Here is a 9,592-nt window from a genome sequence, read left to right as displayed (position 1 = left end):
GGTTCGGGTCCTGCGGGGACGTCGTCATAGTCGACCTCTCTCTCGGCGGTGCTGATTGCCAGATGGACGATGTGACGCCGCCCACCTGCGTCTTCGCAATCTATCAGGGCATCTTCACCGGCCGCTGGCTGTCCGTCACAGCGCGCCGATCATCGACGCGAACACACAGGTTCCATTCAAGCGGAGCAGGTCGAAAGGGAGCGGACCGGGAGAGGCACCGGGCTCAGACCAGTCGGATGCCCCACTCGACCGCGAGTGTTCCGCCGGGCTCGACGACATCGACGTCTTCTCCGGTCGCGAAGGCATTGGGCGGGCAGGTCATCGGCTCGATCGCGAGCGCGCGGCGGGAGAGTCCGTCGCCGAGTTCGTCCCCCGTGTAGACCTGCCAGTTGCGGAATCCCGAGTCGACGTCGATGACCGTCTCCCGACCGTCGGCACCCCTGAGCCGCGCCCGCGACCGGCCGTCGGGGTCTCGGCGCGGCTGACCGAACGCATCGTCGAGTTGCGTCCCGTCCACGCTGCGCAGGGCGCGGAAGTCCTTGCACGTGAGGCAATCGGACATCTCCGCTTCGTGGTCGAGAGGGACCTCCGAACCGTCGTCGAACGGGCGCGACTCCACGGGGATGAGGCGCTCATCGGGGACGAGCCAGGTTCCGGCGGGAATGACCAGCTGCGCGGCGTCGACGTACTCGGCCCCCGGATGAAACCACGGGTGGAAGCCGAAGCCGAACGGAGCCGCTTCGGTGCCGATGTTCTCAGCACGCGCGTGGACCCGCAGTCCCTCCTCGCCGAGGTCGTAGCGGACGGTGAGAAGGAATCGGAACGGGTACCCGGGTGAAGGGGAGAGCTGCGTCGTGAGCGTCACCGAAGTCTCCGTCGCCTCGACGACGTCCCATTCGACGTCGATGACCAGCCCGTGCAGAGCGGTGTTCCGTGCCGGCTCGGTGATCGGAAGCTGGTGGACCGTGCCGTCGAACTCGTAGCGTCCGTCGGCGATGCGGTTGGGCCACGGCGCGAGCACCGCGCCGTCGGAGGTGCCCGTCTCGACGACGACGGATCGTCCCGCAACCGTATAGTCGCGCAGGCTCGCGCCGACCGGGGAGACGACAGCAGTGCTTGTCCCATAGGCGAGGTCGATGAAGTCGGTCATGCGGCTCCCGAGTATCGTCGTGGTCGGTGGTCCTGGTCGACGATTGTACGTGCCTCGCCTCTCGCCCGACCGCAGGGTGTTAGCATTATGATCGAAAATGATCAGTTTTGGGAGGTTTGATGACTCTGTTCCGACGGACCGAACTCTCCGACGGTCGGCAGCTCCTCTTCTTCGAGGACTCCGGCTCGAGCCCCACCGAGATCCGCCCCGACAGCCGTCCCACTGCTGATCGCCCCCGCGGCGGAGCGCTGCGCTTCGACATGCTCACCGGTGAGTGGGTCGCTGTGGCCACCCACCGCCAGAGCCGGACCCATCTCCCGGATGCCGCAGACTGCCCGCTGTGCCCGTCGACTCCCGAGCGGCCGACGGAGATCCCCGCCTCGGATTTCGATGTCGTCGTCTTCGAGAACAGGTTCCCGTCGCTCGGCCCCGCCCTCGGGACGATTCCCTCCGACCCCGGTGAGGCCTTCGCCGAGGCGGTCGCCGCCCCGGCCGACGCGCAGTCCCACCTCGCCGCCCCCAACGTCGGACGGTGCGAGGTCGTCGTCTTCACCGCGGACCACCACGACTCGTTCGCCGGCCTCGATTCCCGGAGGGTGCGTACTGTCATCGACGCCTGGGCGCAGAGGACGGCCGAGCTCTCGGCCCTGCCCGGCATCGAACAGGTCTTCGTCTTCGAGAACCGCGGAGAGGACATCGGGGTGACGATGCACCACCCACACGGCCAGATCTACGCCTACCCCTATGTCACTGCGCGTGCAGCCCGGACGACCGCGCGGGCAGCGAGGTATCAGCAGGCGACTGGCCGGCCGCTCATGGGCGATCTTCTCGCCGCAGAACAGGCGGCAGGCGAACGGATGGTGCTCACCTCCGAGCACTTCTCGGCCTTCGTCCCCTTCGCCGCGCGGTGGCCGATCGAGGTTCACCTCGTCCCGCACAGGCAGGTCGCGACACTGGCCGACCTCACCGAGGCCGAGCGTGCGGACCTCGCCGAGGTCTACCCCGAACTCCTCCGCCGCCTCGACGGTCTCTACTCCACCCCGACCCCCTACATCGCAGCATGGCATCAGGTGCCGGTGGGCTGCGAGGACGCGGGGGCGCAGTGGATGCACCTCGAGATCACCAGCCCCCGCCGGGCCGAGCACAAGCTCAAGTTCCTCGCCGGATCGGAAGCGGCCATGGGGGCCTTCGTCAGCGACGTCTCCGCCGAGGAGACCGCCGCCCGACTGCGGGCGTTGAAGGAGGAGAGCCGATGAGCACGGTCGACGCACCGACCCCGGAGAGCCTGGGCCGCGAGTTCGCGGCCCTCTTCGGCTACACACCTCTCGGCACCTTCCGCGCTCCCGGGCGTGTGAACCTCATCGGCGAGCACACCGACTACAACTCAGGTCTCGTCCTTCCGATCGCCATCGACCGGGCCGTGCACGTGGCCATCGGTCGGCGACCGGCCGGTCACATGCGAGGCAGCGCGGAGCCGCCTCGGGGAGTGGAGAGCATCCGCATCGTCTCCGACCACAGAGACGCCGCGGGGCGGCGGCTCGCCGGACAGTTCACGGCCGATGAGCTCGTCCCCGGTGCGGTGCAGGGATGGATCAGCCACCCGGCCGGAGTCGTCGACGAGATCGCCAAGACCACTGGAGACCGTGTCGGCGGCCTCGATCTCTTCGTCTCCTCGACTGTGCCCGTCGGAGCCGGTCTCTCGTCGTCCCATGCGCTCGAAGTCGCCGTACTCATCGCCCTCGACGCCATCTGCTGCCTCGGCCTCGACGATCGTGAGAAGGTGCTGCTCACCCAGCGGGCGGAGAACGACTTCGTCGGCGCTCCCACGGGGATCGTCGACCAGGCGGCCTCGATCATGACCGCGGCCGGTCACGCGCTCTTTCTCGACTGTCGGGATCTGAGCACGCGTCAGATCCCGTTCGATCTCGATGCCGAGGGGCTGCGCCTGCTCGTCATCGACACCCGCGTGAGCCACTCCCACAGCGAAAGCGGCTACGGCCGGCGGCGACGCACCTGCGAGGAAGCCGCGAGAGTCCTCGGGATCGAGAGCCTCCGCGACCTCGACGACGACACCGACCTCAGCCCGCTCACCGATGAGCAGGGCAAGCGGGTGCGGCACGTCCGCAGTGAGAACGCGCGGGTGCGGGCGACTATCGACCATCTCGACGGTGGCGGCGGAATCCGCGGCATCGGCGCACTCCTCACCGCCTCCCACCGCTCTCTCGCCGAGGACTACGAGGTCTCATGCGTCGAACTCGACGCTGCTGTCGCAGCGGCGCTTGAGGGAGGCGCGCTGGGGGCCCGGATGATCGGAGGCGGCTTCGGGGGATCGGCGATCGCTCTTGTCGAGGCCGCCGACGTCGACGTGGTCGGTGAGGCGATCACGGCCGCGTTCGCAGCACGCGGATATCTCGCCCCCGACATCTTCGCCGTCAGTGCGGGGGAGGGCGCAGGGCGCATCGCCTGATCCGCGGTTGAGGCTACTCGCCTGCATCCTCGTCGACGATGCGGATCGGACGCATCCGCGCCCAGATGAAGAAGACCGCCGCGGTGAGGATGAGACCGATGCCGGTCCAGAGGTTGGCGTCGATTCCCCCGGTCCGGGCCGCCTCGTCCGGAGTGAAACCGATGATGCCGACGAGGGCAAGGATGATTCCGAATATCCCCAACAGGGCTCCGATGACGTTGCGGATGTCGAAGGCGCCTGCGGTCTTGGTCAGTTCGTTCGGTGTGCTCATTGCGCTCTCCTTCTCCTTCACCCGAAGGTCACGTTGAGGATGATGACAAGGACCAGGGCGACGCCGGCGACGGGCACCGGACGCTTCCAGATCGGAGGCGTCGGTTCGTTCGCATCGGCGAAGTCGGCCTTCGGCGTCTCCGAGTAGACGAGTCCGCGCAGCTCCGCAGCCGGTTTCGGAGTGGTCTGATAGGTGACGATCACCGAGAGGACGATGTCGACGACGAAGGCCGTGCTGGCGGCGAGGAACGCTGCGCCCTGTCCGGGCAGGTCGAACACGCCGGTTTCGCTGAGGATGAAGACGGCCACGGCTGAGAGGGTGCCCCCGACGAGACCGACCCAGCCGGCGGTCGCGGTCATGCGCTTCCAGAACATGCCGAGGATGAATGTCGCGAACAGCGGAGCGTTGAAGAAGCCGAACAGCGTCTGCAGGTAGTCCATGAGGTTGGAGAAGTTGCCGGCGATGAGGGCGGTGAAGATTGCGACGACGCACGCTCCCACCGTGGCGTACCGCCCGACCTTGAGGTAGTAGTCGTCCTCGCGGTCCTTGACCACGTACTGCTGCCACAGGTCGTAGCTGAAGACCGTGTTGAACGCGGAGATGTTCGCGGCCATCCCGGCCATGAATGCCGCCAGGAGACCGGCGATCGCGACGCCGAGGAGACCGTTGGGCAGGACCTCGCGCATGAGCAGGAGGAGCGCGTCGTTGTAGGTCACACCGGTCTGGGCCTGGGCGGTCGCCTCGTCGACGGTCATCGAGATCTGCTTGAACTGCGTGAGCTGGGTGACGAGCACAGCGGCGATCATACCGGGAACGACGACGATGAAGGGGATGAGCATCTTCGGGAAGGCACCGAGGATCGGAGTCAGTCGGGCAGCGTTGATGCTCTTCGAGGCCATGGCCCGCTGCACCTCGACGAAGTTCGTCGTCCAGTAGCCGAATGAGAGGACGAATCCGAGACCGAAGACGATCCCGATCACCGAGAGCACGGGGTTGGAGAAGCCCGAGAGCTGTTCGCCGGGCCAGCTGCTCAGCTGCTCCGCCCCGAGCATCCCATCATTGCTCACTCTCTCGACGAGGCCGTCCCAGCCGCCGACGCGGTTGAGTCCGATGATCGTCAGCGGGAGGAGGGCGGCGACGATGACGAAGAACTGGAGCACCTCGTTGTAGATCGCAGCAGTGAGACCGCCGAGTGTGATGTAGGAGAGGACGATCGCCGCGGCGACGACGAGCGCAAGCCACAGCGGCCAGCCGAGAAGACGGTTGACGATCGTGCCCAGGAGGAAGAGGTTGACGCCGGCGATGAGGATCTGCGCGATCGCGAAGGAGAGCGCATTGACGAGGTGGGCTCCCGTGCCGAAGCGTCTGCGCATGAACTCGGGGACCGAGCGGACCTTCGAACCGTAGTAGAAGGGCATCATCACGACGCCGAGGAAGAGCATCGCCGGGACGGCGCCGATCCAGAAGTAGTGCATCGTCGGCATGCCGTACTGAGCACCGGTCGCCGACATGCCCATGATCTCCACGGCGCCGAGGTTCGCGGATACGAAGGCCAGTGCGGTCACCCAGGCGGGAAGGCTGCGTCCGGAGAGAAGGAATTCGATGCTCGAGGAGATGCCGCGTTTGGCGAACCAGCCGATTCCGAGGACGAAGACGAAGTAGATCGCGATGAGCAGATAGTCGATCCACTGCGCGTCGAGTCGGATGTCGTCCACGGGTCCTCCAGCGTCGTCGGTGAATGGCTGCGCATCATGACAGCCGTCTCAGATCGACACTCTAGAACAGAGTTCGCGTGATCGCTAGTGAACGGGTTTGAAAAGTTTTGATCGTTATTCCGCGGTCGTCTCAGGCGACCTCGACGTCGACCCCGGCCGTGCGCAGGGCTTCGATCCCTCCCGCGTCGCTCTTCCCATCGGTGACGACCGTGCCGATCTCGTCCGTGGGGACGGTGAGGACGGAGGAGCGGACGCCGATCTTCGTGTGGTCGACGAGGGCGACGACGCGCTCGGCCCGCGAGGCCATCGCCCGGTCGGTGTCGGCGACGGGGACGGCCGGGGTGGAGAGGCCGAAGTCCGCGGCGAGACCGTTGCCGGAGAGGAATGCCGTGTCGACGCGCAGCCCCTGCAACTGGGTCACGGTGCTCCCTCCGACGAGGGCGCGGATCGGATGGCGGAGGGCGCCGCCGACGACGATGACCTCGTTGTCGGGGGAGCCGACCATGGCTTCGGCGACGAGGAGGGAGTTCGTCACCACGCGCAGACCGGTGCGCCCGACGAGCTCCTTGGCGAGCAGCTCGGTCGTCGTCCCGGGCCCCAGTGCCACGACGTCGCCGGGGCGCACGTGGGCGGCCGCGGCGATCGCGATCGCGGTCTTCTCGGCCAGCGCCTGTTCGAGCTTCTCCGCGTAGCTCGACTCGCGAGCGCTCGAGGCGATGACCGCGCCGCCGTGGGTGCGGTGGAGTCGGCCCTCGTCGGCGAGCTGATCGAGGTCACGGCGGATGGTCACCGCCGAGGCGTCGAGGAGTTCGGTGAGGGCGGAGATCGAGACGGCGCCGTCGCGTTCGATCGTCTCGACGATGATGCGGCGTCTCTGGGCGGCGATCATCGCGCCGTCAGCCTCGGACGAGGGCCTCGGTGAGTGCCCGGGCGGCGTCGACGACGGCCTTCGCGTGGAGCCGGCCCGGCTGGCGGGTGAGGCGGTCGACGGGTCCGGAGATCGAGACCGCGGCGACGACCCGGTTGCTCGGTCCGCGCACGGGGGCGGAGACGGAGGCGACGCCGCGTTCGCGTTCGGCGATCGACTGCGCCCAGCCTCGGCGGCGGACACCGGAGAGCATGGTCGCGGAGAACCGGGCGCCGCGCAGGCCGGTGTGGAGGCGGTCGGGCTCCTCCCAGGCCAGCAGCACCTGGGCAGCGGACCCGGCCCGCATGCTCAGGGTCGCCCCGATCGGCACCGAGTCGCGCAGACCCACGGGGCGTTCGGCCGCGGCCACGCACAGGCGCAGATCGCCCTGGCGGCGGAAGAGCTGCGCCGATTCACCGGTCTGGTCGCGCAACTGCCCGAGCACCGGTCCGGCGGCGGCGAGGAGGCGATCCTCGCCGGCGGCAGACGAGAGCTCGGCCAGTCGCGGACCGAGGACGAAGCGTCCCTGGAGGTCACGGCCGACGATGCGGTGGAACTCGAGGGCGACGGCGAGACGGTGAGCGGTCGGTCGAGCGAGTCCGGTGAGCGAGACGAGCTCGGCCAGAGACGCAGGTCCGGCCTCGAGGGCGGAGAGAACCATTGCGGCCTTGTCGATGACGCCGACGCCGCTACCATTGCTTGTCATAGTCACCATTGTGGGCGTCTCATTGAGCGAGATGCAAGTTCGGAATGCGATACGGGCGAGTAGATTCCTGTCCACACCCATCGGTGAGCATCCGGCGAGCCGATCGGATGCCCCAGGCGACCGCACTCGGACGCCGAGAAGAAGCACAACGCGTACGGAGGATCTCCGTACCGGCGGGAGGAACCATGCCACGCACATTGGCCGAGAAGGTCTGGGCCGATCACGTCGTCTCCGAGGGGGAGGACGGAGCGCCGGACCTCATCTACATCGACCTCCACCTCGTCCATGAGGTGACCAGCCCGCAGGCCTTCGACGGACTCCGACTCGCCGGGCGCCCCGTGCGCCGCCCCGACCTGACGATCGCCACCGAGGACCACAACACGCCCACGTGGGACATCGACAAGCCGATCGCCGAACCGACCTCGCGCACGCAGATCGAGACCCTGCGGAAGAACGCCGAGGAGTTCGGGATCCGGCTCCACAGCCTCGGCGACGCCGATCAGGGCATCGTCCACGTCGTCGGCCCCCAGCTCGGGCTCACCCAGCCGGGCACGACCGTCGTCTGCGGCGACTCGCACACCTCGACCCACGGAGCGTTCGGGGCGCTCGCCTTCGGCATCGGCACCTCCGAGGTCGAACACGTCCTCGCCACCCAGACGCTCAGCCTCAAGCCGTTCAAGACGATGTCGATCACCGTCGACGGGCAGCTGCCCGAGGGCTCGACGGCCAAGGACATCATCCTCGCGATCATCGCGAAGATCGGCACCGGCGGCGGACAGGGCTACGTGCTCGAGTACCGCGGCTCGGCGATCCGCTCCCTGTCGATGGAGGCGCGGATGACGATCTGCAACATGTCCATCGAGGCCGGCGCTCGCGCGGGCATGGTCGCCCCCGACGAGACGACCTTCGACTACGTCAAGGGCCGCCCCCACGCCCCCGAGGGCGAGGACTGGGACGCCGCCGTGGAGTACTGGAAGACCCTCTACACCGATGAGGGCGCGACCTTCGACGCCGAGGTGGTCCTCGAGGCCGCCGACATCGAACCCTTCGTCACGTGGGGGACGAACCCCGGTCAGGGCCTGCCGCTGTCGGCCGCGGTGCCCTCGCCTGACGACTTCGCCGATGAGAACGACAAGGTCGCCGCCGCGAACGCGCTCGCCTACATGGGCCTGACCCCGGGCACCCCGCTGCGCGAGATCGAGGTCGACACCGTCTTCCTCGGATCGTGCACGAACTCCCGGATCGAGGATCTCCGTGCCGCCGCCGAGGTGGTCCGGGGCCGGCGGAAGGCCGAGAACGTCCGCTTCATGGTCGTCCCCGGATCCGCGAAGGTCCGCCTCCAGGCCGAAGCCGAGGGCCTCGACGTGATCTTCAAGGACTTCGGTGCCGAATGGCGCTTCGCCGGCTGCTCGATGTGCCTGGGGATGAACCCCGACCAGCTCGCCGAGGGGGAGCGGTGCGCTTCGACGTCGAACCGCAACTTCGAGGGCCGGCAGGGCAAGGGCGGACGCACCCATCTCGTCTCCCCGCTCGTCGCCGCAGCGACCGCGGTCCGCGGCACCCTGTCCTCGCCCGGGGACGTCGCCGACCTGCCCCGGGACGCCGAACCGGTGGACTGGATCCCGGAGCGCCCGACGATCCCCCTCACCCCCACCTCGGCGAACGCGTAAGGAGCAGCCATGGAAGCCTTCACCACCCACACCGGCATCGGCGTGCCCCTGCGCCGGTCGAACGTCGACACCGACCAGATCATCCCCGCGAAGTTCCTCAAGCGGGTCACCCGCACCGGCTTCGAAGACGCCCTCTTCTCCCGCTGGCGCACGGCCGAGGACTTCGTCCTCAACGACCCCGACTTCGCATCCGGCTCCGTCCTCGTCGCAGGCCCCGACTTCGGCACCGGCTCCTCCCGTGAGCACGCCGTGTGGGCGCTCAAGGATTACGGGTTCCGCGTCGTCCTCTCCTCGCGCTTCGGCGACATCTTCCGCGGCAACTCCGGTAAGGAGGGCCTGCTCGCCGCCCAGCTCGAGCAGGACGACATCGAACTCATCTGGAAGATCCTCGAGAACCATCCGGGCACCTCGATCACCGTCGACCTCGAGTCGAGGACCGTGACATGCGACTCGCTCACGGTGCCCTTCCAGATCGACGACTACACGCGCTGGCGTCTCCTCGAGGGCCACGACGACATCAGCCTGACCTTGGCGAAAGAGGACGAGATCGCGGCGTACGAGGCCGGGCGGCCCGCTCACAAACCCCGCACCCTGCCTGCGCGGGTCTGATCCGCCGACTCCGGGTCGGGGCGTCGTCTGCGCTAGTCTTGGACGAGTCCGGAATCGACTCGGGACGGCCTCCCGAGGCGGTGCCGACGAGTGCGCT

General features: G+C 68.0%; 9 protein-coding genes. 4 read left to right on the top strand and 5 right to left on the bottom strand.

All coding sequences use genetic code 11. The annotated features are described in order from the left end of the window. Window positions 1-223: 223 nt before the first annotated feature. Window positions 224-1,150 (bottom strand): aldose 1-epimerase family protein, encoded by a 927-nt coding sequence (locus tag FFS20_RS07340; protein ID WP_063249060.1) that lies wholly within the window; start codon window positions 1,148-1,150, stop codon window positions 224-226. A gap of 119 nt (window positions 1,151-1,269) precedes the next feature. Between FFS20_RS07340 and galT the strand changes: the two genes are divergently transcribed. Both galT and galK read left to right on the top strand, forming a co-directional pair. After that, a complete protein-coding gene (galT, locus tag FFS20_RS07335; RefSeq protein ID WP_063249059.1) occupies window positions 1,270-2,406 on the top strand; it encodes a galactose-1-phosphate uridylyltransferase in 1,137 nt (378 codons plus the stop codon). Beyond that, complete coding sequence (galK, locus tag FFS20_RS07330) at window positions 2,403-3,617, top strand: galactokinase (RefSeq protein WP_063249058.1); 1,215 nt, start codon at window positions 2,403-2,405, stop codon at window positions 3,615-3,617. The genes galT and galK overlap by 4 nt, the downstream gene beginning before the upstream one ends. A gap of 13 nt (window positions 3,618-3,630) precedes the next feature. On the opposite strand, the gene FFS20_RS07325 is transcribed toward galK, so the two are convergent. From FFS20_RS07325 to FFS20_RS07310, 4 genes are all read right to left on the bottom strand, one after another. Continuing rightward, complete coding sequence (locus FFS20_RS07325) at window positions 3,631-3,888, bottom strand: hypothetical protein (RefSeq protein ID WP_063249057.1); 258 nt, start codon at window positions 3,886-3,888, stop codon at window positions 3,631-3,633. Between the two features lie 17 nt (window positions 3,889-3,905). After that, window positions 3,906-5,603: a sodium:solute symporter family protein gene (locus FFS20_RS07320; RefSeq protein ID WP_063249056.1), complete on the bottom strand. Its 1,698-nt coding sequence runs from the start codon at window positions 5,601-5,603 to the stop codon at window positions 3,906-3,908. A gap of 130 nt (window positions 5,604-5,733) precedes the next feature. After that, window positions 5,734-6,492, bottom strand: a complete 759-nt coding sequence (locus tag FFS20_RS07315; protein ID WP_063249055.1) for a DeoR/GlpR family DNA-binding transcription regulator — start codon at window positions 6,490-6,492, stop codon at window positions 5,734-5,736. Window positions 6,493-6,499: 7 nt separating this feature from the next. Then, a complete protein-coding gene (locus FFS20_RS07310) occupies window positions 6,500-7,216 on the bottom strand; it encodes an IclR family transcriptional regulator (RefSeq protein WP_009378215.1) in 717 nt (238 codons plus the stop codon). 185 nt (window positions 7,217-7,401) lie between these two features. On the opposite strand from FFS20_RS07310, the gene leuC reads away from it, so the two are divergent. Both leuC and leuD read left to right on the top strand, forming a co-directional pair. Then, window positions 7,402-8,886 (top strand): 3-isopropylmalate dehydratase large subunit, encoded by a 1,485-nt coding sequence (gene leuC, locus FFS20_RS07305; RefSeq protein ID WP_063249054.1) that lies wholly within the window; start codon window positions 7,402-7,404, stop codon window positions 8,884-8,886. A gap of 9 nt (window positions 8,887-8,895) precedes the next feature. Next, window positions 8,896-9,495: a 3-isopropylmalate dehydratase small subunit gene (gene leuD / locus FFS20_RS07300; RefSeq protein WP_063249053.1), complete on the top strand. Its 600-nt coding sequence runs from the start codon at window positions 8,896-8,898 to the stop codon at window positions 9,493-9,495. The last annotated feature ends 97 nt before the right edge of the window (window positions 9,496-9,592 follow it).

The sequence above is a fragment of the Brevibacterium sp. 2SA genome, from assembly GCF_005502845.1.
GTDB lineage: Bacteria > Actinomycetota > Actinomycetes > Actinomycetales > Brevibacteriaceae > Brevibacterium.
This window is presented reverse-complemented; position numbering and strand designations above follow the sequence as displayed.

Bases quoted from the DNA above. Each gene is read 5' to 3' on its own strand.
- FFS20_RS07340 (WP_063249060.1), bottom strand. From the start codon at position 1,150: ATGACCGACTTCATCGACCTCGCCTATGGGACAAGCACTGCTGTCGTC.
- galT (WP_063249059.1), top strand. From the start codon at position 1,270: ATGACTCTGTTCCGACGGACCGAACTCTCCGACGGTCGGCAGCTCCTC.
- galK (WP_063249058.1), top strand. From the start codon at position 2,403: ATGAGCACGGTCGACGCACCGACCCCGGAGAGCCTGGGCCGCGAGTTC.
- FFS20_RS07325 (WP_063249057.1), bottom strand. From the start codon at position 3,888: ATGAGCACACCGAACGAACTGACCAAGACCGCAGGCGCCTTCGACATC.
- FFS20_RS07315 (WP_063249055.1), bottom strand. From the start codon at position 6,492: ATGATCGCCGCCCAGAGACGCCGCATCATCGTCGAGACGATCGAACGC.
- FFS20_RS07310 (WP_009378215.1), bottom strand. From the start codon at position 7,216: ATGACAAGCAATGGTAGCGGCGTCGGCGTCATCGACAAGGCCGCAATG.
- leuC (WP_063249054.1), top strand. From the start codon at position 7,402: ATGCCACGCACATTGGCCGAGAAGGTCTGGGCCGATCACGTCGTCTCC.
- leuD (WP_063249053.1), top strand. From the start codon at position 8,896: ATGGAAGCCTTCACCACCCACACCGGCATCGGCGTGCCCCTGCGCCGG.